Raw genomic sequence first — 25,080 nt, 5'->3', positions numbered from 1 at the left:
GGGCCCGGCTTCAGGCCTTGCCGGCACTGCAGCCGGACGGCCTGCGCGACTGCCAGTTCCGCGCCATTCGGCAACCTGGAAGCCTCCTTCAAGGAGAACCGCCTCCGGGCGCTGATCCAGATGGCCACCGGGGCGGGCAAGACCTTCACCGCCATCACCAGCATCTACCGCCTGCTCAAGCACGCCGGGGCCAAGCGCGTGCTCTTCCTGGTGGATACCCGCAACCTGGGCGTGCAGGCGGAGAACGAGTTCCACCAGTACCTGCCCCAGGACGACAACCGCAAGTTCACCGAGCTCTACACCGTCCAGCGCCTGCGCTCGCCCCATGTGCCCAGCGACGGCCAGGTCTGCATCAGCACCATCCAGCGCCTCTACTCCATCCTCAAGGGCGAGCCACTGGACGAGGAGGCCGAGGACGAGCCGGCCGGGCTCGATGCCCTGCGCAAGGAACCGCTGCCGGTGGTCTACAACCCGAAGGTGCCGCCGGAGTTCTTCGACGTCATCGTCATCGACGAGTGCCACCGCTCCATCTACAACCTCTGGCGGCAGGTGATCGAGTATTTCGACAGCTTCCTGGTGGGGCTCACCGCCACGCCGGACAACCGCACCTACGGCTTCTTCCAGCAGAACGTGGTCAGCGAATACCCGCTGGAGCAGTCCGTGGTGGACGGCGTCAACGTCGACCACTTCGTCTGGCGCATCGACACCCGGCTGACCCGCGAGGGCGCGACGATCGAGGCGGAGGAGACCGTCGAGCACCGCGACCGCCTGACCCGCGAACAGCGCTGGTCGCAGCTCGACGAGGATCTGGAATACGCCGGCAGCCAGCTCGACCGCAGCGTGGTCAACCCCAACCAGATCCGCACCGTCATCCGCGCCTTCCGCGACGCCCTGCCGCGCATGTTCCCGACCGCCGCCTGCCCGAGGGCGAAGGCGGCCCGTGCCGGCGTCGAGGTGCCCAAGACCCTGATCTTCGCCAAGACCGACAGCCACGCCGACGACATCATCAACATCGTCCGCGAGGAGTTCGCCGCCGGCAACGACTTCTGCAAGAAGATCACCTACCGCATCGACGAAGACCCCCAGAGCCTGCTCAACAGCTTCCGCAACGACTACAACCCGCGCATCGCCGTCACCGTGGACATGATCGCCACCGGCACCGACGTCAAGCCCATCGAGTGCCTGCTGTTCATGCGCGACGTGAAGAGCCGCAACTACTACATGCAGATGGTCGGCCGCGGCACCCGCAGCCTGGACGCCGACGGCCTGCGCCGGGTCAACCGCTCGGCCACCGGCCCCAAGGCACACTTCGTGCTCGTCGACGCCGTGGGGGTGAGCGAATCGAAGAAGATGGAAACCGGCAGCCTGGAGCGCAAGCCCAGCGTGCCCATGAAGGACCTGATGCAGGCCGTGACCATGGGCGTGCGCGACCCGGACACCCTGACCAGCCTGGCTGGCCGCCTGGCCCGGTTCAGCAAGCGGCTCGACGACGACCAGCACCGGGAAGTGCGCAAGATCACCGGCGGGCCGGATCTCAACGCCATCGCCGCCGAACTGCTGGGCACCGACGACCCGGACGCCCTGCGCCGCGCCGCCCGAGAAAACCACCAATTGCCCGAAGCCGCCGAGCCGAGCCCGGAGCAGATGGAGGCGGTGCGCGAGGAGCGTGCCCGCTATGCCACCGCCGCCGTCACCGGCCCGCTGACCACCTATCTCGAGGAGGTCCGCCAGCGCCAGGAACAGCTGGTGGACGAGATCAATCCGGACGAGGTCACCATCAGCGACTGGGAAACCGACGCCGAAACCCACCGCGAGAACCTGCGCCGGGAATTTCAGGACTGGCTGGAAGCCCACCGGGACGACATCGACGCCCTGACCATTTACTATCACGCAGCCGCACCGGCGGCGGGAGATCACCGCCCGGGCCATCCGCGAGCTGCTCGAGGCGCTGAAGCGCGAGCAACCCAAGCTCGCCCCGGCCCGGGTCTGGGACGCCTACGCCCGCCTGGATGACGTGCAGGCGCGCCGGCCGGAAACCGAACTGGCCCAGATCATCGCCCTGGTGCGCCGGGTCAGCGGCTGGGACGACAGGCTCACGCCCTACGCCGAGACGGTGCGCGCCAACTTCAAGCGCTGGGTCTTCGGCCGGCACTCCGGCAACCAGCCCAAATTCAACGAGGAACAGATGGCCTGGCTGGAAAAGATCCGCGACCACATCGCCGCCAGCTTCCACATCGGCGTGGAGGACCTGGACTACGCCCCCTTCGACGCCGAAGGCGGGCGCGGGCGCATGTGGCAACTGTTCGGCGAGGACATGGAGAGCGTGTTGGACCAGATGAATGATGAGATGGCGGCGTGATGCGACGACGAACGAAGCAGTTCAGGGAACTCCTCTCGGCAGCGGTAGCCTGTGCAGGCTTAGGAGGTGGTGTGCTCGAGGAAATTCCCTACAACCGGGAATGCATAGTAGAAGCACAATCAATATGCAAGCACCGGGCTGTATCCGGTGATTGATCAGGTGCAAGGAATACATTTCGCGGTACTACGGTGCCACCGTGGAAGGTTGCGTTATATCGATGATTACACCTGGATGGGAGTGTTCTGTTTGGGGATGGCGCTCGATATCGTTAAGTTGGATAGACAAAAGCTTCATGTCCGGGCAACAGATCGGCGTTACAAGTCCTTCATCCTGTGACAGGGTTGATCCGTGATTTCTTCTGCTACTATCCTGAGATTTCGTGGACTATCCGACCGTTGTACTGGCACGACAAGGTTGAAGCTAGACATTAGCGTAGCATGCGCGAGATAGCCATCGCTTTACCTGCCGCCAGTCGAACGAACAACGCCGCATCGTCGCCAAGATCGAAGAACTCTTCTCCGAACTGGACAACGGCGTGGAAAGCCTGAAAACCGCCCGCGCCCAGCTCAAGACCTACCGCCAGTCCCTGCTCAAGGCCGCCTTCGAAGGCCGCCTCACCGAGCAATGGCGCCGCGACAACGCCGACCAACTCGAAACCGCCGACCAGCTCCTCCAGCGCATCCGCGAAGAGCGCGAAGCCCGCTACCAGCAGCAGTTGGAAGAGTGGAAAGCTGCCGTGGCGGAGTGGGAGGCGGATGGCGAGATCGGGAAGAAACCAAGGAAACCCTCAGCAATGAAAGTCTCCAAATGTAGAGCCAGACGACGTGATTGCACCTTGCTCTCTGAAAGCGTGGACGTACCGCTTGGCGAGCTTATCAGAGCGTGATGGGCTTTATGCCGAGTTCGAGTATGGCAAGCCAGGATTGTTGATTCAGTTGATAGATCGCCTATTTATCGATTGGTCGATCGTTAGCGTGAAGGTGGTCTTACGATTTTAAGCAATGGTCTGCAGAGCGAATGAGGCCTGATGATTTACGCTTGAAGAGAATGATGTACTTGGTGAATGAGAGTATGAGATACGTGTCGAGTATTTGGGGAGGCTGACGTCTTCGGTTCCAGATAAGCATAACACAGAAATGTATGTTCGAGTAGCAACGTTATCTCGGCGACTTGAGATTTTATGCGAAGTTTGTTTCGCACTGAAATGGTATAGTCGGCAACATATTTCGAGTAAAGTCGAGGGAAGTCTGACAATCAGCCAGACGAATGCTAAGCTGTTCTGTAAATGCCAGTGCGAGGTCAACCAATCTAATGTTCGAACTAGCGGGAGGATTCCGCTTCATTGCTAGAGAAGAAGTCGAGATTATTGCAAGCATTCGATTGTTCGGAAATGTGCAGCATCTGGAAGATGAGACTGATCTTCGACGTCTGATGACCCTGTCCTTCGCCAATCCATCCTGAAACGCGCCTTCGAAGGCAAACTCGTTCCCCAGGACCCGAACGACGAACCCGCCAGCGTACCTGCTGGAACGCATCCGCCAGGAGCAGGCGAACCAGCCCAAGGCCGGGCGCCGCAAGCGCAAGGCCGAGGCATCGGCATGAATATTTCCACCGCCCGCGCACTGCTCGACCAGCTCCGGCAGCTCGATGAATCCGATCGCATCGAGGCCAAGCGGGCCTCGGCCATCGGCAAGTCGGTGCTGGAGACGGTCTGCGCCCTGGCCAACGAGCCGGGTCTGGGCGGTGGCTGGCTGTTGCTGGGAGTGGAAAAGGCCTCGGACCAGCCGGGGGATTACCGGGTGGCCAACGTCGAGAACCCAGACAAGCTGCTCAATGACCTGCATTCGCAGTGTGCCAATGCCTTCAACGTGCCGGTGCGGATTCAGGCCCGGGCGGAAGCGCTGGAAGAGGGCACGGTCATTGTGGTGGAAGTGCCGGAGGCCGATCCGGCATCCCGCCCCATCCACTTCGCCAACCAGCCCCTGCCGCGCTCCGCGTGGCGGCGCGGACCCAGCGGCGACTATCGCTGCAACCAGGATGACCTGGCGGCGCTGTACCTGGGACGGGCCGGCCAGAGCCATGATGCCTCGCTCGTCTCCGGTGCCAGCCTGGAGGATCTGGACCCGGACGCCATCGAGCACTACCGTGATGCCCGCCGCGCGGTGAACCCGGCGGCGGAAGAGCTGACCTTTTCCGATCCGGAGTTGCTGGAGGCGCTGGGCGCCGTGGTCCGCAAGTCGGGCGAGCTGCACCCCACGGTGGCCGGGGTGCTGCTGTTCGGCCGCCGGGGCGCCCTGCGCCGGCTGTTCCCTGCCAACCGCGTCGACTACATCCGCATTCCCGGCAAGGAGTGGATCGAGGACCCCCACGAGCGTTTCACCACCCTGGATCTGCGCGACACCCTGCCCCGGCTGATACAGCGGGCCACCGCGGCGGTGCTGGACGATCTGCCGCGAGCCTTTCAGCTGCCGGAGGGGGAAATTAGGCGGGGCGAGAAGACGGTGCTGCCGGACAAAGTGGTCCGGGAAGCGGTGGTAAACGCGGTGATGCACCGCAACTACCAGCGCCAGCAGCCCATCCAGCTGCTGCGCTACAGCAACCGGCTGGAGGTGCAGAATCCGGGCTACTCGCTGAAGGCGCTGGAGAACCTGGGCGAGCCCGGCTCGCAATGGCGCAACCCGGTGATTGCCTCGGTGCTGCACGAAATGGGGCTGGCGGAGACCAAGGGCAGCGGCATCCGCGTCATGCGCCGACTGATGGAGGAGGCGGGGCTTTCGCCACCGAGCTTCGATTCCGACCGGCACAACGACCAGTTCGCCGCCACCTACCTGTTCCACCACTTCCTGAGCGAGGCGGATATTGCCTGGCTGGGCCAGTTCCGGCACCTGGGGCTCGGCGAGGACGAGCAGCGGGCGCTGATCTTCATCCGGGAGACCGGCCGGATAACCAACTCCGATTACCGCGACCTGAACCGGGTCGATACCCTCGCCGCCAGCCAGCGTCTGGCTCACCTGCGGGATCTGGGGCTCGTCGAGCAGGTGCCGCGCGGCCCGGCCACCTACTATGTGCCGGGGGAGCGGCTCGAACCGCTGGCGGAGAAGGCGGAAGGCGACCTCTTCACCCGCTTATCACAGGAGTCTGGGGGCTTATCTACACAGTCAGAGGGCTTATCTACGCAGTCCGAGGGCTTATCGCAGGAGTCCGGAGGCTTATCTACGCAGTCCGAGGGCTTATCTACGCAGTTCGAGGGCTTATCTACACAGTCCAAGGGCTTGTCTAGGGAGTTCCTTCTGATCCGAACTGCCCGAGTCGCTGCGCCAGGCCATAGAGTCTATGGGCCAGAGGAGTCGGGATATCAGCCGGATGGAATCCGTCATCCTGCAGCTTTGCGCATACCGACCTTGCTCCCTGAGCGAACTGGCAACGATCACGGGCCGTAACCGCCATTACCTCCGGCACCGTTATCTGAAGCCATTGATACGAAACGGGCAGCTTCAGAGAAAGTACCCCCATGAACCCAACCGCCCGGATCAGGCCTACATCGCCACCGAGGAGCCCTCATGAACGCCGAAAGCCTGGTTTCCAAGGTCTGGAACTTCTGCCACATGCTCCGCGACGACGGCGTGAGCTATGGCGACTACCTGGAACAGCTCACCTACCTGATCTTCCTCAAGATGGCGGACGAATACGGCCGGCCGCCCTGGAACCGCGACGTGGGCATCCCCCAGCGCTACGACTGGCAAAGCCTCAAGGCGCGCAAGGGCGCCGAGCTGGAGGGCCATTACATCGAGCTGCTGCGCGAGCTGGGCAAGCAGCCGGGCATGCTGGGCCAGATCTTCACCAAGGCGCAGAACAAGATCCAGGACCCGGCCAAGCTGGCGCGGCTGATCGACCTGATCGATGCCGAGACCTGGGTGATGCTGGATGCCGAGGTCAAGGGCGACATGTACGAAGGCCTGCTGGAGCGCAACGCCCAGGACACCAAGTCCGGCGCCGGCCAGTACTTCACCCCGCGCCCGCTGATCCGCGCCATGGTGGAGTGCGTGCGCCCGCAACCGGCCAGAACGATCTGCGACCCGGCCTGCGGCACCGGCGGCTTCTTCCTCGCCGCCTACGACTACATCAAGGATCACCACCTGGCGGAGATGACCGCCGAGGAGAAGCAGGCACTCAAGCACCGCACCTTCTTTGGCAACGAGATCGTACCCGGCGCGCGGCGCATGTGCCTGATGAATCTCTTCCTGCACAACATCGGCGACATCGGTGACGACCCCACCATCTCGCCCACCGACGCGCTGCTGGCGGAAAACCCCCGGCGGCACGACTACGTGCTGGCCAATCCGCCCTTCGGCAAGAAGAGCACGCTCACCATCACCAACGAGGCCGGCGAGCAAGAGCGCGAGGAGTTCGAATACAACCGCCAGGACTTCTGGGCCACCACCTCCAACAAGCAGCTCAACTTCGTCCAGCACATCCGCACGCTGCTCAAGGAGAACGGCCAGGCCGCCGTGGTGGTGCCGGACAACGTGCTGTTCGAGGGCGGGGCGGGCGAGACGGTGCGCCGCAAGCTGATGGAGACCACCGAGCTGCACACCATCCTGCGCCTGCCCACCGGCATCTTCTACGCCCATGGCGTCAAGGCCAACGTGCTGTTCTTTGATGGTCTTCGTCGTTGGGTGTGGAATTCGCCCCCTGAGCTGGGCCAGGATAGAGCCTCCACTTGGACAGGAGGCATGGCATGGACGGCACCCAGATTCTGACCCTCGGCCTGGGCCTGGAAGCGCCCTGGATTCTCAAGGACCAGCACCTGGATACCGCCGTGTCGCCTCACCGCCTGGACCTCTATGTCGAGGCCGAGCGAGGCAGCCTCTACCCCTGCCCGGAGTGCGGCAAGGCCTGCCCGGCCCACGACTTCGCCGACAAGACCTGGCGGCACCTGAACTTCTTCCAGCACCACTGTTACCTGCACGCCCGCGTGCCTCGCACCAAGTGCCCCGAGCATGGCGTCAAGCGCATCGAGGTGCCCTGGGCGCGGCCTGGCAGCGACTTCACCCTGCTGTTCGAGCAGGCCGCCATGTCGCTGGTCAAGGAGATGCCGGTGCTGGCCGTCTCCCGGCAGCTGGAGATCTCCGACAAGCGCCTGTGGCGCATCGTGCACCACTACGTGGGCCGCATGCTGGGTGAGCTGGATCTGTCCAGCGTGACCACCGTCGGCGTGGACGAGACGGCCTCTCGACGAGGCCACCGCTATGTCACGGTGTTCCTCGACATGCAGCGCAAGCAGGAGCCGGTGCTCTTCGCCGTCCCGGGCCATGGCAAGGACGCCATCAAGGCGTTCAGCGCCTTCCTGGCGGCCCATGGCGGCAACCCGGACAACGTGGTCGAGGTCGTCTGCGACATGTCACAAGCTTTCCTCAGCGGCGTGGCCGAGAACCTTCCCAGGGCCGAGGTCACGGTCGACTGGTTTCATATCGTGCAGACCTTCACCAAGCGACTGGACGAGGTGCGCAAGAAGGAGCGCCGCGAGCAGGGGCACCCCAAGGCGCTGCGCTGGGCAGTGCTGAAGCGCCTGGATAACGACAACCTGACGGCCAACCAGCTGGCCGCCCTCCAGGAGCTGATGGCCGATCGAGAGTGCCACTGCCGATGCCTGGGTGATCAAGGAGAAGCTGCGCTGGATCCAGAAGGCCCCGACGCCCCGAGCGGCTCAGTGGCGCATCACGAACTACCTCAAGGTCATGAAAGCGGCGGTCTCCGAGAGGCCACTGCTTAAGCCGATGGGAAAGGCCCTGGCGACGCTGGAGCGGCATGCCGAGCAGGTGGTGAGGCGCTGGATCTCGGGACTGACCAACGCACGCCTGGAGGGCATGAACGGGCTATTCCAAGCCGCCCGGTCACGCGCACGCGGCTACCGGAACGTGGCCAACTTCATCGCCATGATCTACCTGATCGGCAGCCCCGTGGGCCGCTTGCTGGATCAGGCCAAATCCACATGAAACGTCGAAGAACCAAAATGCTGAGGTTCTAAAAAGGGCTGGTCTAGTGATGGCTCTCACAGCGTGGGAGACATACGTTGAGGACCGTATCACCGAAGCCATGGATAAGCGTCTAAGTATCGTCTCGGGTAGTTATGTCGATGAGTTTATTCAGAAAAAGCTGCAACAAGAGCTTAAGCAGTTTCATAACCCCACTTCCGACAAGACCAGAAAAATATTCCAGGACTATCTTGGATTGGATGTTACCTCGGCATGGTCATGGTCAAATGTAACTCCGGAAAATGCTCGAAAATCGTTAAACCAGTGGATTTCAAAGCGCGGAGATGCCGTTCATCGCTCAAAGCCAATCAACAATGGGCCGCCGGCTGCTCATTTAATCAAGAAAGACGAACTCGAAAAAGTTATTAGATTCCTGAGGGAACTGGTTCGCGCAACGGATGAGTATCTTGAGCAAAATCTCTAACAATTCGCGCCAGTACGCGGCCGTGGTAGGTAGCCTGCGCCCTGTTTTAGGCGCAATGCATCAGCTCAGGTGGTTGTCCCAACTCAGGTCGAGAGCATCGATCCGCAGCGGTGGCGAGCCATCACCCGGAACGCTAAATAGCTCCCCCTGGCCCGATGATACCCAGAAGCCACCGCGACCGTCGGGCAGGGCGCCGGCGGCATCCGGGAGGTGGTGGCTTGCCATCAACTTTCTTTCGTCCCGATCCAGCAGCAGAACCCGATGACCTCGGGGGGCGGTGATCAACGCGCGTGCGGTATCGGGTGCCATGGCGATGCTGGCAATGTAGTGACGCAGCTCGTCAGTGAGGTCGTCTGGCAGGACAATCTCGGCAAACGCTCCCTCTGGCCCGCGAAAGGCCAGCAGTGGTTGCCGTTCCCAGGCCGGGCCTTGGAACTGATATCCCGCCAATACGCTGCCGTCAGGGGCGACGTCGAGATGACGGCAGCTGAGCTGATGATGGCTTGGGGTATGTCGCTCAAGGATCTCGCCGCTCAGCCGGTCCACCAGCAACAGTGCCGGCGCCATGTCATCCAGATTGAGTTTCACCCGACCGTAGTCAGGATGAGTCCGGATGCCACCAAGCCCAACGACCAGCGTCTGTCCATCCGGCATCAGGCGCAGCTCATGGGGGCCGATGCCAGTGAGGTCGATTTCACCTTCCAGGGCATAGTCGTTTTCGGCATCGAAGACGCGTATCACCCCCGTTCCATCCTCGATCCGATTGGCGGTGGCATAGAGGTACCGGCCGTCCGGGGAGAAGGCGCCGTGACCATAGAAGTGGTAGGCAGGGCCGGCCGTGATACGGGTGATCTCGCGTTGCCTGATGCCGTCCAGCACATGGGCCGATCGGCCTGGACGCCTGGAGAACAGCACTATCTGCGGACACCCCGGTCGTCGACAGCCGCTGTGGCAGCGTTCCGGCACGGGGATGCGGCAATGGCTCCCGGTGGCCGGCTGATACCCGATGAGCTGGTGGCCCTGGGCATCGTCGATGGCACTCCATAGCCAGGTGTTCTGATGCTCACGCTGTGCCCAGCCAAGAGGTGGCAAGCCGAGGGAACCCAGCCCCACCACGGCTGCCTTGAGGAACTCACGTCGCTGCCACATGCTAGTCCCCATCGCTGGCGTTGAAGCCTCGGGCGACTCCCAGGGCAGAGAGGATCTCACGTCCCATCCAGTTCAGCTGGCTCACCTCAACATAAAGGCCCTGCACCGCGGAGCGGGCGGCCGGCTCCTCCAGCACGCGGGCGATCCCGCCCTCAATGTCGTCAACCTCATCCAGCGCCTGGTCAAGCGTGGCGGCGAAGTCATCGTAGAGCGCTTCCTGATCTGCCTGCTGCATCAGAACGCGCAATCCCGGGAGATAGGCCTGTTCCAGCCCGGAGAGGCTGGCAGCGATCAGTGTGACCGATTGCTGGCTTCTCCATGCCTCGGCGAGGTAAGCATTCGGCGATCCACCCGTCAGGCCCAAGGGGTCGGCAAGCCGCTTGGTTTCCATGGTGTCCAGGGCTTGCAGGCCGGCCTCCAGCGTGGCTTGGGTATAGGTGTCGGTATCCCGGTAATGCCCACCAAAGGCTTGCCAGTCGTCATGCAGCTGGCGAGTCGTAGCTTCCAGGTGCTTGGTGATGGCCGATAGCAGTCCACAGGCCTGTGGTGCCGCCAGGGCTTGAGGTGTGTCCAGCTCATCATCGAACAGCAGATATTCCAGTGCCGGAAACCCCTGTACCGCCACGCTGTCGTCGGCAATGGACTGCATGGTGGGTGCTGTATCAGCCTTCAGCCAAGCGGAGACCTTGCGGCCCACCAGGTTCTTGCGATCGGGCCAGAACTGCAGTTGCCATCCCCGACTCTGTTGCTCGATCGGGCCGAAGTTGACGAAGCGAACCGCCTGCCACGCCTGGTAGGCATCGAGCCACAGGTCCTCCAGTGCTGCCCGTCCCTCTGCTGATGGCGAGTGACAATAGTCGGTCGCCTGTTCGGCGAGCCGCTGAGCATCGCTGGCCAGCTCGGCGTAGCCGTCACCGATGGCCTCATGCCAAAGGTCGCGTGCGGTGGGTGGCTCGTCGGCAATCGCTGCCGGCAAGGGGGCGGCCATCATCAGGGCCAGCAGCCCGGCTAACCCCCGACGGCCCGTGAACGCGGTTGCGGTGAGTTCAGGTATCACAGCGACTCCAGGAAGCGAAGTAAATCGTGGCGGCTGGACGTGGAGAGGGCCCTGTAGCCAGCGGCGGCGGGCCCGGCTTCACCACCGTGCCAAAGAATCGCCTCTTCCAGCGTGCGAGCTCGTCCATCATGAAGGAAGCCAGCCTGCGGGTTGACCTTCTGGGCGAGTCCGATGCCCCACAGAGGCGGGGTGCGCCACTCTCTGCCGGTCGCCTCGAACTCCGGCCGTCCATCCGCCAGCCCCTCTCCCATGTCATGGAGAAGAAGGTCGCTGTAGGGCCACAGCGTCTGATCGGCGAGCTCGGGCCGTGCGGCATCGGCGGCCGTGCGCTGTCGCGGAGTATGGCAAGCCGCGCAGCCGAGGGTGTTGAACGTCTCGGCACCGGCAACCACCCGCGGATCCTCCATCTGGCGACGCTTGGGCACGGCAAGACTGGAGGCATAGAAGGCGACGAAATCGGCGATCTCGTCGCTCACTTCCGGGCTTCCCCCGTGAGGCAGCACCGCGCAATCCTGGCTGGGCATGCAGTCGGTGTGAGGGAAAAGGCTCGATGTCAGACCCATGTCGTCGGCGAAAGCACGAAGGTTCTGTTGTTCGACGGAGGGCTGTCCGGCCTTCCAACCGAAGCGACCCATCACCGTCTCACCGCGCTCTTCATCCCAGACGCGGTTGATGCGTCCCGAGATCCCGTCACCATCTCGGTCCTCGGGGTCGGCTCGCTCCGTGATGCGTTCTGCCGGGATGGCTTCGAGAAGCCCCAGGCCGATCATGGGCGGGGCGACACGTGGCGGAAGTGAGCAGCTCGTCAGGCAGCTGCCCATAGGCCGGGTTGATGATCCGGTATTCGGGAACCCGCAGGGAGACGACGTCACCGTCATCGAGTGTGATTGTCTTCTCGGTATAGCTAACCTGCATGTCGGCCTCGGTGTCGAAGCCGGTGATGGCCGCCGTCTGCAGCTGCCCACCATAGTGAGGCAGGGGATTGATGCCCTGACGCTTCAGTACCTCTGCATCTGCGCCTTCCGCTGGCAACGACAGGCGCAGGAACAGGGAAACGGCACGCTCTTCCCCGCTCGGAGGGTGGCCACGGCCATCCTTGATGTGACAACCCTGACAGCTGTTGGTATTGATCAGCGGGCCCAGCCCGTCACGGGCATCGGTACTGGCCGGCGCTTCCACCCAGGGGTTGCGGAAGAAGCTATTGCCGACGCTGAAATCCAGGCGCTTAGTCATCGACATGTTGCCCAGCGGAAGCGAATAGGCGTTGTGGTCGAACTGCGCCACCGAGCCCTCGCCCCCGCTGTCCGGTGTCGTCTGTACAGGGAAGGCGGCATGCGCTGGTAGTGCCATCAAGGCGACCAGGGCGCTGCCCAGCATGACAGCGGCAAAGGGGGAGCGTCGGGACATTGGGAGGCCTTGAAGTTACGAAAGTGTTCAACGACGAAGGCCGCCACCAGCGAGGCTGGTGGCGGCCATGTTCAGGGACTAATTGTATCAGAACGCGTGGCCAGCATCGTCAGGCTGCAGACTGGTGACCCCGAGGGTCCCCGCCACTTTCTCGATAGAGCCGGTCTGAGTGACCAGAGCCAGGATGGCACCATTGATCATTTCTTCACCCTGCTCATTACCGGGAGCGATCATCATGTCGAAGGCCATGGGAGAGCTCTCCGCCTCGGCCGCGACTTTCAGGTCCTCCAACTCGGCCATGGACGCTTCGAACTGCTCGCGTAGCGTGGCGTCGAGCTCAGCGTCCTGCTGGGCCACCAGGTCCGCGACGGAAGGACCTTCGATGACACTGCCATCCAGGCGCTCGTACTCGCCCAGGTAGACGTTCTGAACCCCCAAGCCGTTATAGAAATGCGAATTGTGGGTATTGTCGCTGAAGCAGTCGTGTTCGTCCTCGTAGGAGTTAGCCTCCAACGCGACCTTCATGCGTTCGCCCGCCAGTTCACCCAGTGACAGCGAGCCCATGCCGAACAAGATCCGCCTGAGGCCCTCCTGTGCGGGCTCTGAGAGCAGTGCCTGGCGATAGTTTTCCTGCTGGTCAGGCGACCATTGAGCGACCATCCACTCCAGGTCATTCACCAGCAGATCTGATGCCGCATCAAGATAGGCACGCCGCCGGTCGCAGTTGCCATGGGTGCAGTCGTCACCGGTCATGTAGTCGCTGGCCGGCCGCTCACCGTTGCCGCTGTCGAAGCCATTGAGGTCCTGGCCCCAGAGCAGGAATTCCAGTGCGTGATACCCGGTCGCCACATTGGCCTCTGAACCGCCTACCTCGTTCAGGTCGGCGAGTAATTCCGGCGTTATCTCGCTGACGTCGAGCGTCTCCCCACCGACCTCGATGGAAGTATTGGCCACGATGTTGGCGGTAGCACCGGCATTGCCCAGCTCATGCTGATAATCGTCGCTGGCGACGTAGTCGATCATGCCTTCGTCCAGCGGCCAGGCATTCAGCTGGCCTTCCCAGTTATCGACGATCGGGTTACCGAAGCGGAAGACCTCGCTTTGCTGGTAAGGTACACGCGCTTCGAGCCAGGCTTGACGTGCCGCCGCAAGGGTCTCGGCTGAGGGAGCCTTCAGCAAGGCATCAATGCGCTCGTTGAGCTTCTGAGCTGCCGACAGGGCATCGGCATACGTGGCATGGGCAACGTCGGCATAATGGCTGACGACCGACTGGGGGGTAACCGTATCCTCGGCGGCGAGAGCGCTTACAGGAATCAACGCGGCCAGGGCGATGGCGCTGGTCAGTGGTAGGCGAACGGGTAGGGAAGTCATAGGGTTCCTGTCGGACGTTGTCAGTTGGTGGCGAATCAATTCCACTAATAACGTAAGGCAATCCGTTACCCTATGCAAATAGGAATTAGTAGCATTCCGTGGCGCGATCCATCCAGCCACCAAGCTCGGCGTAATCGCTTGGCGCCCACCCACATGATTTCCCTGGTCTCGGTTTCACCCGGTCCGCCGGCTGTCATTGACATCATCCGCAAGTCAAGCCCTGATCAGGGATTGATAGGGCATATCTCGCTTGTTCGCTTCGATCTTGATTCGGTCGAGTAACCCTTCAGGCAAACGAAGCTAGATGGTTTTCGTAGATGGCTTCAATTTCGGAAAAGAAGTGGGTTCTGCCTGGCTCCAGTCCATGTAGTCGGAGGAGTCGTGGTTTTCCCAGAACTCCCGTTCCTCTGCTTCGCTCTTGAACTCAGGCACCTTTCTTTGCGTGATCATAAACAGCCCTCTCTTTGCGGTGCATGGCGAGAGTAGATACCACCTGAATCATCATGCCGCTTTTTCGTGTGAACCTACAACCGCCCCAACCCACTCACCCGCATCACTCTTCTCTACTACCGCATCCAGCAGCTGGCCGCGACCGGTCTCGACCAGGGTGAGCCAGTGGCGGGCGCGGGTGATGCCGGTGTAGACCAGCTCCCGGGTCAGGATCGGGTTGGGGGCGTCGGGGAGCAGCAGGGCGGTGTGGGTGAACTCCGAGCCCTGGGACTTGTGCACTGTCATCGCAAAGACCGTCTCCACCGCCTGCAGGCGGCTGGGCAGCACCCATTTGATCTGGCCGCTGCCATCGCTGGCGGGGAAGGCGGCGCGTAGCAGGGGGCTGCCCGCGTCCCGAATGCGTGCCCCGGTCTTTGAGAGACAATGTCACGCCGAGAGCTCGTGCTCGATAGCCGTGGCTACGAATTGATTGAGGCTCTGCCCCTTGGCGGTGGCGGCATCGACGGCGTTCTTGTGCAACTCCTCAGGTAGGCGCACCTGGAACTTTCCGGAGTAGGACTTGTTGGGCTCTATTCCGCGTTCCCGGCACTCTTCCAGGAAGATGCGCAGCGAAACCCGCCCTTCTTCACGCAGCTTTCTCACGCTGTCCGCGTAGAAGTCGGCACCACCGTTCAGGCCGGTAAACTCGCCGCGGAACATCTCGATATCCGGGTCGTACTGGATGACGGCGCGATAGCCGTCGATGATCATGATGTTGTTCACGGTGTCTCTCCGTTCTCTTCCAACCACTTGCGTATGCTGGCCACCGCGCCCTTGTCGGTATCCGGTGATGGATGGGGGCGGTGAAACACGCGTACTTCGCCAAACAGCGTGACGGCGATACGAGAGCCTTCCCGTTCCCGGATGTCGGTGCCCATTGACTGGAGCAGCGATTCGATGTCGCTCCACGGGATCGAGCCCGGAGTGGGTCTGCTGAAGATGGCTGCCAGCGTCTTGGCGTGTTTTCGCTTCATGCCTGAACGGTACTAAATTTTGATACCACCAGCAAGGCATCCCCTGCCGCTGGTTGTTCTAAAATCTCCCCAGCCCACTCAACCGCATCACTCTTCTCTCCACCGCATCCAGCAGCTGGCCGCGCCCGGTCTCGACCAGGGTGAGCCAGTGGCGGGCGCGGGTGATGCCGGTGTAGACCAGCTCCCGGGTCAGGATCGGGTTGGGGGCGTCGGGGAGCAGCAGGGCGGTGTGGGTGAACTCCGAGCCCTGGGACTTGTGCACTGTCATCGCAAATACCGTCTCCACCGCTTGCAGGCGGCTGGGCAGCACCCACTTGATCTGGCCGCTGCCATCGCCGGCGGGAAAGGCCACGCGCAGCGCCGGGCCGCGGTGGGCTCCCCCGGCTGACGTTGCCGACTGGGGCAGCGCCAGGGTGATGCCGATATCGCCGTTCATCAGCCCCAGGCCGTAGTCGTTGCTGGTCACCAGCACCGGGCGGCCGGGGTACCAGAGCCGGCGACCGTCGCCGCTGTCGATCAGTCCTTCCTTCTCCAGGGCAGCGCGGATGCGCTCGTTCAGCCCCTCTACGCCCCAAGGACCGCGGCGCAGGGCGCAGAGCAGCTGGAACTGGCCATGGGCGGCCAGCACCGCGCGGGCCCAGTCGTCCAACGCGTCGCGAACGACTTCGCCGTCCGCGCCCGCTTGAGGCGTGGCGTGCGTCATCACCTGCAGATAGTGGCGATAGCCCACCGGTGGCGGCAGCGGCTGGCCGCGCAGCATGCGGCCCTCGCCGGCATTGGGGAAGCCTGTGGCGTGGCCCGAGACCACCAGCCGCTCCAGCTGGCGGTCATGCTCGGTCTCCAGCGTGAGGTGAGAGAGGTCGGCATAGCCTGCGTTCAGCACCTCACGGATTGCAGTGCGCTTTTCCCGGCCCTGGGCGTCGCGGTTGACCGTGCCGGACAGCTGGCCGATGCCGCTTTCGGCGTCGAAGCGGTGGCTCACCCGCAGCATGGCGATGGCCTGGTCCAGCGGGGCGCCGTCGGCATCGAGCATCTCGGGCGGCAATGTCTGGCCGGTGGCCTGGCTCAGCCAGTCGGCGGTGGCCGGCGTGTAGTGGCCGCCCTCGGCGCGGGCGCACAGGTCGCCCAGCACCGAGCCGGCTTCTACTGATGCGAGTTGGTCCTTGTCGCCCAGCAGCACCAGGCGCCCGCGGGGCGGCAGGGCGTCGAGCAGGGCGGCCATCATCGCCACATCGACCATGGATGCCTCGTCCACCACCAGCACGTCCAGCGGCATCGGGTTTCGAGCGTTATGGCGAAAGTGACGGGTGTCGGGGCGTGATCCAAGCAGGCGGTGGAGGGTGGTGACCTCGGTGGGTATCGCTGTTCGGAGAGGCCTCTGCGCGCGATCGCGTTGGACCTCGCTCAAACGCGAGTCACTGTCATCCGTCTCGTCTGGTCGCTGCAGCAGGCTGTGGCCAGGCGCATCAGGTCAGAGCTGACCTGCCCGGCGATGGATTCGTTGAGTCGCGCGGCGGCCTTGCCGGTGGGCGCGGCCAGGCAGATGCGCAGCGCGCGGCGGCCTTCGCTCAGCGCCAGAGCCTGCAGCAGGGCGAGCAGCTTGACCACGGTGGTGGTCTTGCCGGTGCCGGGGCCGCCGGTGATCACCGCGAAGGGCGAGCGGGCGGCCAGGGCGCAGGCGGCCTTCTGCCAGTCCAGGGTGTCGCCGGGGGGGAAGAGGGCGGCCAGGGCCTGGGAGAGAGCGTCGAGGTTCATTGCCTGATCGGGGCGCCCGTCGACGCCATCGCGCAGCGGAGCCGGGACGCCGGACCGTGAGCTCCTGCACGGGGAGGCCTCGCCCAGCCGGGCGGCGATATGTTGCTGGATCGAGCGCTCGTGGTGCCAGTAGCGGCGCAGGTAGAGCCGGGTGCCGTCGAGCACCAGCGGGGTGTTGCCGGGGCCGTGGCCGACGATCAGCGGGTGAATGAGCGCTTCCTGCCAGTCGGCAAGCGTGAGTTCGCCGAGCAGCGCGCTGGGCCGCGGCGGCGGGTCCTCCAGGCTGTCTCCCTCCGGGGGCAGCGAGAGGGCCAGATCGGGCTCGGCCAGGGTCCGTGCGAGGTCCAGACAGACGTGCCCACGGCCGAGCTGGTGGCTGGCGAGTGCCGCGGCCAGCAGCAGTGGGGCAGGAGCGTCAGGCACCTCACGGGCCAGGAAGGCCGCGAAGGCACGGTCCAGGGCGCGCAGCCAGCCGCGTGCCACCCAGCGGTCGAGCAGTGCGAACAGCGGCGGTGATTCCCGCAGGGCCTCGGCGGTGTGTGAGTCGTCGCTCATGGCTTGGTCTCCAGCGCTCATGGCCGTTTCTTGATCGCTCATGGCTGTGCCTCGATGGCGGTGGCGGTCTCTGGTGCGCGGAACAGGGCGTCCAGCGCCTCGATCAGTTCGCGGGGCGGGCGCTCGCGGTGCACGCCACGGGAGGGGGCGTGCTGGCCGCGCAGGAAGACATAGAGCGCCCCGCCCAGGTGGCGGTCGATGTCGTAGTCCGGCAGCCGCGAGCGGAGCAGGCGGTGCAGGGCCAGCAGGTAGAGGCAGTACTGCAGGTCGTAGCGCTTCTCGCGGACTGCCTCGGCCAGGGCCGCCTCGGAATAGGCCTCGTCGTCGCGGCCCAGGTGGTTGGACTTCCAGTCGAGTACATAGAAGCGCCCCTCGTGCTCCACCACCAGGTCGATGAAGCCCTTGAGCATGCCGCTGAGGCGCTCGCGCTCCAGCGCCGGGCGGGCAACGCCGCCCAGTGTGTGTGCGCTCACGAGGGCGTCCAGCCGAGCGGTGTCGACCTGGTGGGCGGCGAACCAGAATTCCAGTTCCACCTGGTAGCGAGTGTTTGCCAACCGATCGAGGCGCAGCGGTGCTATCGGTTCCTCGGCCTGGGGCAGCGGCAGCTCGCTTGTCAGCAGCCCGCGCAGCCAGGCCTGCAGGGCCGGGATGCGCTCGCGCCAGCCGCGCAGGTTGGCGCGCCGCGCCAGGGTTTCGTCGAGACGCTCGGGTTCGGCGGCCAGGCGCACGAAGCCCTCCTGGCCGGCCCACTCCAGCAGGCCGTGCAGGAAGGTGCCGGCCGCCGGCCCGCGGGGGAAGCGGTGGAGCGAGCCGTCCCCTGGCGGCGGCATGGTCTGGGTCGGGTCCTGGGGCTCGTCGCGCATCTCCCGGGCGGTGGCTTCAAGAGCAGTTTCGGGCTCTTCCATGAAGCGCGGTCGGTCTCGCGGTTCCTAGCATCGAGCGCCTCGGGTCTTCCAGATGAGTGGGCGCTTCCTCCCCCTCACCGATGCGCTCGCCGCCCAGCCGCAGCGCCGAGTAGCTGGCGATCCACCAGTGCTCGCGGGCGCGGCGGGAAGGTGTCAACGCCTCGCGCAGGGCTTCGCCTTTTTCCTCTGCGGGCACCACAAGATCATTCGGCGGCGGCGCCGGTTCCACCGACAGCACGGCATCGCCGCCACTGGCTTCCGTTTCCAGGGGCACGAGCGCCTCGCCGAGGGTCTCCGCCGAGAGCGGCGCGCCGGCGCTGAGCACCTGGCCGATGGCGCTTCGCTCCAGGCCCTTGAGCGGGGCGATGCCGAGCCAGGTGGCGTGGCGGGCGCGGGTCAGGGCCACGTAGAGCTTGCGCAGGTCCTCGCCCAGGCGCTCGTCATCGGCGCGAGCCAGCACCGCGTCGTCGGCCTCCAGGGAGAGTCGCCGCCGGCCCGCCTCGTCGTGCCAGGTGAGTGGCAGATCGCTGGCCTTCTTCTCGCGGAAGGCGCAGATGAAGGGCAGGAAGACCAGCGGGTACTCCAGCCCCTTGGACTTGTGGATGGTGATCACCTGTACCAGATCGGCGTCGCTCTCCAGGCGCAGGCGGTGGGTGTCGGCCTGCGTCGGGGGCTGGGCACGCGCCTCGCTCAGGTAGCGCAGCAGGGCGTGCTCGCCGTCGAGCTCGGCGCTGGCTTCCTGCAGCAGCTCGCCTAGATGCAGAAGGTCCGTGAGGTGACGCTCCCCGCTGGCACTCCTGAGCAGCCGGGTGGGCACGGCGAAGTCGGCCAGCAGCCGGTGCAGCATGGGCAGCACGCCCTGGCGCTGCCACAGGCGGTGGTAGCCCCGGAACTGCAGCACGCGTTCTTCCCAGGCCAGCTCGTCATGCTGCAGAGCGTCGAGATCGTGGAGGCCCATTCCCAGGCTGGGCATGGCCAGCGCCGCATGCAGGCGCCGCTCGCTGTCGGGCTCGCCGCAGGCGGCCAGCCACACCTCCAGCTCCAGGGCCGCCGGGGTCTCGAACACCCCTTCCTTGTCGGAGAGGTAGACGCTCTTGATGCCGCGCGCGAGCAGCGTGCCGCGGATCGCCTTCGCCTCGGTCGCATTGTTGACCAGCACGGCGAGATCCGAAGGCTTGAGAGCGCGGAAGGGTTTGCCCGATTCACTGAAGCCGGTGCGCCCCTGCTGGCCCTCGCGCAGCAGTTCGGCCATGTGCGTAGCGCAGCGCGCGGCCATCTCGGTGAAGTAGGCGCCCTTGCTGAGTCCTTCGCTTGGCCCCTTTGCCTCCTCACTCTGCAAATGCCACAGCGTCATGGCCGGCAGTGGCATTCCGTCGCGGCTGAGGGCATCCTGGCGGCCTTTCGCGGCCACCGGCAGGAAGGGGACCGGGTTGTTGCCGTCGGCATCACGGAACAGGAAGGCGCCGCGGCCGGCGGGGTGCGATTCGGCGAAGTGGAACACCCGGTTGACCGCTTCCACCATGGCGCTGGCCGAGCGGAAGTTGGTGCCCAGGGTAACGTGGCGCCCGGCGGTGTCGCGCCGCGCCTGCAGATAGGTGTGGATATCGGCGCCGCGGAAGGCGTAGATCGCCTGCTTGGGGTCGCCGATCAGCAGCACGGCGCTGGGGTCCTCGGGATCCGGCGCCTGGGCCAGTCGGTAGACGTGGTCGAAGAGCCGGTACTGCACCGGGTCGGTGTCCTGGAACTCGTCGACCAGGGCCACCGGGAACTGGCGGCGCACCTGCGCCGCCAGCGCCTCGCCGGCGGGCCCCGCGAAGGCGTGGTCGAGACGCTCGAGCAGGTCGTCGGGGCCGAGCTCGGCGCGGCGCTGCTGCATGCGATGGCGGCGCGCATTCATCCAGCGCACGGCGTGGGCGAGCAGATCGGCGTGGGCGTCGGGCAGGGCCGCCAGCTTCTCCGGCAGCTCGGCCAGGGCGTGCAGGGCCGGGTGATCCAGTGGCTCGCCCGTCTTCCAGATTTCGGCCATGCCTTGCGGTGTGAGGCGCTGCCAGGCGGTGTCGGTCAGCGTCGGGGTGGCGAGCTCGGGATCGCTGGCCCAGTCGCGCAACTTCTCCAGCCAGTCGGCGCGGCTCCTGCTGTTGAGCTTGCGCTGGTCGAAGGCCTTGGCGGCGGCGGCCGTTTCCAGCCGTTCGGCAAGCTCGTCCAGCCAGGCGGGCCAGGGCGCCTTGAGCTCGGCCAGTATCCGGGCGCGCTCGGCCTGCATGGCGGCCAGGGCCCCGGCGGGGGGCGGGGCGTCGGGCAGCAGGTCGGCGTCGCCCTGCAGGCGGCGCACGTCCTCGGCGAGGGCGTCGGGGGTTTTCCAGTAGCGGGTGACCACGGCCAGGGCGTCGGCGTCCAGGGCGTAGTAGAAGCTGCGCCAGTAGTCCCGGGCGACCTCCAGCTCGAGCTCGGACTGATCGAGGTTCATCTCCAGCGAGAACAGGCTGCCGCTCTCGAAGGCGTGCTCGCGCAGCATGCGGTGGCACCAGGAGTGGATGGTGGAGACCGCCGCCTCGTCCATCCACTCGGCGGCCAGCTGCAGGCGGCGGGCGCAGGCAGGCCAGCGCTCGCGGGGGTAGCTGTCGCGCAGGGCCAGCAGGGGGTCAGACCCCTCAGCGGATTTTGGGGTCAGACCCCTAGGCGGGGTTAGGAACGCATCGGCGGCTTCCACAAGCCGGGCGCGGATGCGGTCGCGCAGCTCGCGGGTGGCGGCGTTGGTGAAGGTGACCACCAGGATCTCCGGCGGGGTGAGGGGCCGCGGGAAGCTCTCGGTGTCCGCCTCGTCTCGCGGGCCCAGCACCAGGCGCACGTAGAGCAGGGCGATGGTGAAGGTCTTGCCGGTGCCGGCGCTGGCCTCGATCAGTCGGCTGCCGGTCAGCGGCAACTGGATCGGGTCCAGGGTGGGAGGCGTCTGGTTGTCGGTGCTCATGCCTGGCCTCCCTTCTTTCCATTGCTGCCCTTGGTGTTCTTGTCCTTCGGCTTCTTTACCGCGTGCAGCAGTGGGGCGTAGAGCCGCTCGGCCAGCTCGGCGAAGCCGCCCCCTTCCGCCGACTGGACCAGCGCCTCCATTTCCGGCCACTGGCGCATCAGGTAGGGGTCGCGGCCGCGCTCGCCGTGGTCGTTGTTGAAGCCGCTGCCGTGAAATGCGGTGTCCAGCGCCTTCCAGGCCTTGGCGTCCTCCTCGCTGGCCTCACCGGCGAGGCAGCGCGCCATGGCCTGTGGTGTGCCGCCTTTCTCCAGCCAGGCGAAGGCGGTATCGCGCGCCAGCGGGAGGGGGGTGGCCATGCCGTGCTGCCAGGCGGCGGCGATGGTCGCCAGGTGTGCGCGGGCCTCGTCCGCGGGTAGCGGGTCCAGGGTGCCGCCGCCGGCGCGGGAGAGCAGCCGAGTGGTCATGGGGCCTTCCAGCTGGCCGGCCAGATGGGCCACCCAGGGGGTGAGCCAGTGACGCCACTGGTACTTGTTCTTCTTGACCAGGCTGCTGGTGGTGAGCAGCACCCGGCAGCGCTCGCCGGCGTCGTTTTCACGCAGCTCGCTCAGCCAGTCTTCCAGCGTCAGGCCATCGCCCAGTTCGTTTCGAAGATCGAGGGATACGTCCAGCGGCTCTTCCATGGCGTGGGGCCATTCATCGAGCACCTGGCGGTAGTCGGCGAAGAGGGTGTCCATGGGCTCGACGAGCGTCTCGCGCATCTGCTCGGCGAAGCCGCCCATGGCGAGGCGCCCCTCGCGCTCGAGGCGCTCCAGGGCGGCCAGCATGGCGGGTTCATGGGGCTCACCGGCCTCCACCGCCGCGCGGCTCGCCTCGATGAGCGCATGCTGCAGCTGCCAGTGGTCCAGCCCGTCGAGCGTGAAGGGCTCGTGGTCGAGGCGCTCCATGGCTTCCGTTTCGAGGAAGACCTTGAGCCGGGTGGTGTAGAAGGCCTGCACCGGCGCCTTGAGGAAGTTGCCCAGCTGGGTCAGGGTCAGCGGGGCCTCCTGCCGGAAGGGGGGTAGTGGCGCCTCCGCGGCGGGAAGCGGTGCGGGCTCAAGGTCGGGGCGGTGGAGCTCGCGCCACTCATGGGCGTAGGTGGCAAGGTCGGACCCTTCGCGGAAATACTCGACGCTGAACGGCTGCAGCGGGTGCTCGGTGGTCAGCGCGGCCAGCAGCGCCTGACCGTCGGTGTCCTCCTCGCTTCCCGCCAGCCGCCAGCCGCGCGCCAGGTGGTCGCGCAGCTGGCCGAGCAGCACCGAGGGGGGCTGCTCGCTGTTGTCGATGATGCTGCGCCCCACCGAGCTGATGCTCAGCCGGTCGCGGGCCGAGAGCAGCGCCTCGAGGAACAGGTAGCGGTCGTCCTCGCGGCGCGAGCGGTCGCCGGGGCGGTAGTCCTGGGCCATCAGGTCGATGTCCAGCGGGCGCTGCACTCGCGGGTAGTCGGTGTCGTTCATGCCCAGCAGGCAGACGTGGCGGAAGGGGATGGCGCGCATCGGCATCAGGGTGGCGATGTTCACCGCCCCGGCCAGGAAGCGCTGTGAGAGGCTCGCCTCGTCCACCTGGGAAAGCCAGTGCTCGCGCACCACCGAGAGCGGCAAGGGCTCGGTGAGTTCCGCCTCCTCGGCGCTCTCCTGCCAGGCGTCCAGCGCCTGCTCGAGCCGAGTCAGCGCCATCAGGTCCTGGTCGGTCTCGGCCAGGAAACAGGCCTCCAGCAGGCCGCGCAGCCGCTCGCCCCAGGTGGTCACGTCGGCCGGTTCGGCAAGCGTCTGCCACTGCGCTTCAAGGGCGTCGATCAGCGCCACCAGCGGGCCGGCCAGGGCCGCCTCCAGCCCGCCGATGTCGTCGTAGGGCTCGATGCCCTGCCAGGGCCCCTCGGCGGCGTCGCCCACCGCATAGCCCAGCAGCAGCCGGCGCAGGCCGAAGGCCCAGGTGTTGGCGGTGAGGCCCTCCGGCAGGTCGAGGCTCTGGCGCTGGCGGGCGTCGAGCCCCCAGCGGATGCCGGCACCTTCGATCCAGCGGCGCAGGGTGGGCAGGCCGGTCTCGGCAATGCCGAAGCGCGCGCGCAACGCCGGCACCTCCAGCAGGTCGAGCAGGTCGCTGACCGTGAGGCGAAGCTCGGGCAGGCGCAGCAGCAATTCAAGGGCGATCAGCAGCGGCAGGCGGTGGCGGCTGGCCTGATCGGAGAGGGTGAAGGGGATATGGCGCGGGTCGTCCGGGTCCAGCCGGCCGAACACCGCCTGTACCGCGGCGGCGTACTGGTCGACGTCCGGCACCATCACCAGGATGTCGCGGGGCTTGAGGGTCGCATCCTCGCTGAAGGCGGCGAGCAGCTGGTCGTGGAGGATCTCCACCTCACGCAGGGCGCTGTGGGCGACCTGGAAGCGCAGCGAGCGGTCGCGGGCCGGGTCCACCGCGGGCCAGGCCTCGCGAGTCTCGGCCAGCGGACGCAGCTCGAGGATGTCGTCCTGCAGCTGGCGCAGCAGGCTAGGCTCGGCTTCGCTATCTCCCTCATCCAGCGGCGAATCGAAGAGGTCGATACGCAGCGCTTCGCCCTCGAAGAGGCCGCGGTAGGCCTGCTGCTCGTCGAACTCGTCGAGCAGGCGCAGGTAGTCGCGGCCCTGCTTGCCCCAGGCGGCCAGCAGCGGCTGGGCGTGCAGGTGCAGCTCGGTCTCGGCCAGATCCGCAGGCATGCCGGGGCGGCGCTGCTGACGCTTGCGCTCGGCACGCAGCAGATCCTTGTGTTCGATGATGTCGGCCCAGTAGTGGCGGCAGGGGTTGTGCACGCAGAGCAGCACCTGGCTGACCCGGGTCATGGCGGCCAGCGCCTCGAGGGTCTGGGCGGGCAGCGAGGAGATACCGAAGACGATCACCCGGCGCGGTAGTCCGGTCGGTCGGCTTTCCGAGGTGAGCCCCTGGCACGTCTCGATAAAGCGCTCGTGCACCGCCGCGCGGCTGGAGGCGAGGCCTTCGGGGCCCTGGGTTTGCTGGATATCGTCGCGTAAGGCGCGCCACAGCTCGGCCTGCCAGCGCTGCTCCTCGGCCAGCGGGCGGGCCTCGCCGCGGGCGGTGAGGATCAGGTCCTCGCCCGCCGCCCAGGCCGCCAGCCAGTCGGCGCGGTAGACCTGGTACTGATCGAAGAGGTCGGCCAGGCGCTCGGCCAGCTGGTGGCGCTTGCGCAGGTCGTCGTCCTCGGCCAGGAAGCGCGCCAGGGGCGCGAAGGTGGGCGAGTCCAGCAGGGCGGGCAGCAGGCGCATCAGCCGCCACACCAGGCGCGGCTTATCGAAGGGCGAGACCGGCGGCACTTGATCCTCTCCCAGCACGCTGCGGTAGGCCTGCCACAGGAAGCGCGCCGGCAGGGTCACGTCGAGGGCGGCGGCAATGCCGGCGCCGCCGTTGGCCTCGTCCTCGGCGAGCGCGAGCTTGAGCCACTGGCTGATGCCGTTGCTCTGCACCAGGATCGTCTCGTTCTCCAGCGGCCCCAGCGGATGGCGGCGCATCCACGCCACCGCCAGGCCGCGCAGGGCCTCCAGGCGGTTGCCGTGGATCACCATGAAGCCGGGCTGCAGGGCGGAGTCGTCAAAGACGGGCATGGC

General features: G+C 65.7%; 20 protein-coding genes and 2 pseudogenes. 7 read left to right on the top strand and 15 right to left on the bottom strand.

Annotated elements, in window-relative coordinates; translation table 11 throughout:
• Window positions 1-120 precede the first annotated feature (120 nt).
• The 7 genes and pseudogenes from U5L98_RS01195 (at window position 121) to U5L98_RS01165 (ending at window position 8,818) form a co-directional block, all read left to right on the top strand.
• Window positions 121-2,013 carry a DEAD/DEAH box helicase family protein gene (locus U5L98_RS01195; RefSeq protein ID WP_322556523.1) on the top strand — a complete coding sequence of 631 codons (1,893 nt, stop codon included), beginning with the start codon at window positions 121-123 and terminating at the stop codon, window positions 2,011-2,013.
• On the top strand, window positions 1,913-2,359 hold the full coding sequence (locus tag U5L98_RS01190) for a type I restriction-modification enzyme R subunit C-terminal domain-containing protein (protein ID WP_322556669.1): 447 nt from the start codon (window positions 1,913-1,915) through the stop codon (window positions 2,357-2,359). The genes U5L98_RS01195 and U5L98_RS01190 overlap by 101 nt, the downstream gene beginning before the upstream one ends.
• A gap of 535 nt (window positions 2,360-2,894) precedes the next feature.
• On the top strand, window positions 2,895-3,245 hold the full coding sequence (locus tag U5L98_RS01185; protein ID WP_322556522.1) for a hypothetical protein: 351 nt from the start codon (window positions 2,895-2,897) through the stop codon (window positions 3,243-3,245).
• A gap of 712 nt (window positions 3,246-3,957) precedes the next feature.
• Window positions 3,958-5,799: an ATP-binding protein gene (locus tag U5L98_RS01180; RefSeq protein ID WP_322556521.1), complete on the top strand. Its 1,842-nt coding sequence runs from the start codon at window positions 3,958-3,960 to the stop codon at window positions 5,797-5,799.
• Between the two features lie 120 nt (window positions 5,800-5,919).
• Entirely contained in the window at window positions 5,920-7,119 is a 1,200-nt protein-coding gene (locus tag U5L98_RS01175; RefSeq protein WP_322556520.1) for a class I SAM-dependent DNA methyltransferase, read from the top strand.
• Window positions 7,098-8,355 (top strand): annotated as a pseudogene (locus tag U5L98_RS01170) (ISL3 family transposase). Before U5L98_RS01175 ends, U5L98_RS01170 begins: the two are co-directional and overlap by 22 nt.
• On the top strand, window positions 8,336-8,818 hold the full coding sequence (locus tag U5L98_RS01165; RefSeq protein WP_322556668.1) for a HEPN domain-containing protein: 483 nt from the start codon (window positions 8,336-8,338) through the stop codon (window positions 8,816-8,818). The pseudogene U5L98_RS01170 and the gene U5L98_RS01165 overlap by 20 nt, the downstream one beginning before the upstream one ends.
• A gap of 60 nt (window positions 8,819-8,878) precedes the next feature.
• Here the strand turns inward: U5L98_RS01165 and U5L98_RS01160 are convergent, their stop codons facing one another.
• From U5L98_RS01160 to recC, 15 genes and pseudogenes are all read right to left on the bottom strand, one after another.
• Window positions 8,879-9,967 (bottom strand): DUF1513 domain-containing protein, encoded by a 1,089-nt coding sequence (locus U5L98_RS01160; protein WP_322556519.1) that lies wholly within the window; start codon window positions 9,965-9,967, stop codon window positions 8,879-8,881.
• A 1-nt stretch (window position 9,968) separates the two neighbouring features.
• Entirely contained in the window at window positions 9,969-11,024 is a 1,056-nt protein-coding gene (locus U5L98_RS01155; RefSeq protein WP_322556518.1) for an imelysin family protein, read from the bottom strand.
• Window positions 11,021-11,794 carry a di-heme oxidoredictase family protein gene (locus U5L98_RS01150; RefSeq protein WP_322556517.1) on the bottom strand — a complete coding sequence of 258 codons (774 nt, stop codon included), beginning with the start codon at window positions 11,792-11,794 and terminating at the stop codon, window positions 11,021-11,023. The genes U5L98_RS01155 and U5L98_RS01150 overlap by 4 nt, the downstream gene beginning before the upstream one ends.
• A complete protein-coding gene (locus tag U5L98_RS01145) occupies window positions 11,715-12,431 on the bottom strand; it encodes a di-heme oxidoredictase family protein (RefSeq protein ID WP_322556516.1) in 717 nt (238 codons plus the stop codon). Before U5L98_RS01145 ends, U5L98_RS01150 begins: the two co-directional genes overlap by 80 nt.
• An 87-nt stretch (window positions 12,432-12,518) precedes the next feature.
• Window positions 12,519-13,802 carry an imelysin family protein gene (locus tag U5L98_RS01140; RefSeq protein ID WP_322556515.1) on the bottom strand — a complete coding sequence of 428 codons (1,284 nt, stop codon included), beginning with the start codon at window positions 13,800-13,802 and terminating at the stop codon, window positions 12,519-12,521.
• A 213-nt stretch (window positions 13,803-14,015) separates the two neighbouring features.
• Window positions 14,016-14,096, bottom strand: a complete 81-nt coding sequence (locus tag U5L98_RS18625; RefSeq protein ID WP_416208161.1) for a CopG family antitoxin — start codon at window positions 14,094-14,096, stop codon at window positions 14,016-14,018.
• Between the two features lie 6 nt (window positions 14,097-14,102).
• A complete protein-coding gene (locus U5L98_RS18620) occupies window positions 14,103-14,252 on the bottom strand; it encodes a CopG family antitoxin (RefSeq protein WP_416208157.1) in 150 nt (49 codons plus the stop codon).
• Window positions 14,253-14,326: 74 nt separating this feature from the next.
• Window positions 14,327-14,639, bottom strand: a pseudogene (locus U5L98_RS01135) (ATP-binding domain-containing protein); the annotation flags it as partial.
• Window positions 14,640-14,678: 39 nt separating this feature from the next.
• The gene (locus U5L98_RS01130; RefSeq protein WP_322556514.1) at window positions 14,679-15,014 is read right to left on the bottom strand and encodes a type II toxin-antitoxin system HicB family antitoxin; all 336 of its coding nucleotides are present in this window, start codon (window positions 15,012-15,014) and stop codon (window positions 14,679-14,681) included.
• The gene (locus U5L98_RS01125) at window positions 15,011-15,265 is read right to left on the bottom strand and encodes a type II toxin-antitoxin system HicA family toxin (RefSeq protein ID WP_322556513.1); all 255 of its coding nucleotides are present in this window, start codon (window positions 15,263-15,265) and stop codon (window positions 15,011-15,013) included. The genes U5L98_RS01130 and U5L98_RS01125 overlap by 4 nt, the downstream gene beginning before the upstream one ends.
• 58 nt (window positions 15,266-15,323) lie before the next feature.
• On the bottom strand, window positions 15,324-16,673 hold the full coding sequence (recD, locus tag U5L98_RS01120; RefSeq protein ID WP_322556512.1) for an exodeoxyribonuclease V subunit alpha: 1,350 nt from the start codon (window positions 16,671-16,673) through the stop codon (window positions 15,324-15,326).
• Entirely contained in the window at window positions 16,670-17,575 is a 906-nt protein-coding gene (locus U5L98_RS01115) for an AAA family ATPase (protein WP_322556511.1), read from the bottom strand. Before U5L98_RS01115 ends, recD begins: the two co-directional genes overlap by 4 nt.
• A gap of 38 nt (window positions 17,576-17,613) precedes the next feature.
• Window positions 17,614-18,480, bottom strand: a complete 867-nt coding sequence (locus U5L98_RS01110) for a PD-(D/E)XK nuclease family protein (protein WP_322556510.1) — start codon at window positions 18,478-18,480, stop codon at window positions 17,614-17,616.
• Window positions 18,455-21,448, bottom strand: coding sequence for an exodeoxyribonuclease V subunit beta (recB, locus tag U5L98_RS01105; RefSeq protein WP_322556509.1), 2,994 nt, complete (start codon window positions 21,446-21,448; stop codon window positions 18,455-18,457). Before recB ends, U5L98_RS01110 begins: the two co-directional genes overlap by 26 nt.
• Window positions 21,445-25,077: an exodeoxyribonuclease V subunit gamma gene (gene recC, locus U5L98_RS01100; RefSeq protein ID WP_322556508.1), complete on the bottom strand. Its 3,633-nt coding sequence runs from the start codon at window positions 25,075-25,077 to the stop codon at window positions 21,445-21,447. Before recC ends, recB begins: the two co-directional genes overlap by 4 nt.
• Window positions 25,078-25,080 lie beyond the last annotated feature (3 nt).

Origin of the sequence: Halomonas sp. (genome assembly GCF_034520545.1) — a bacterium.
Taxonomy (GTDB): Bacteria; Pseudomonadota; Gammaproteobacteria; order Pseudomonadales; family Halomonadaceae; genus Halomonas.
Note: the sequence above shows the minus strand (reverse complement) of the source record. Positions and strands in the feature narration are given on the sequence as shown.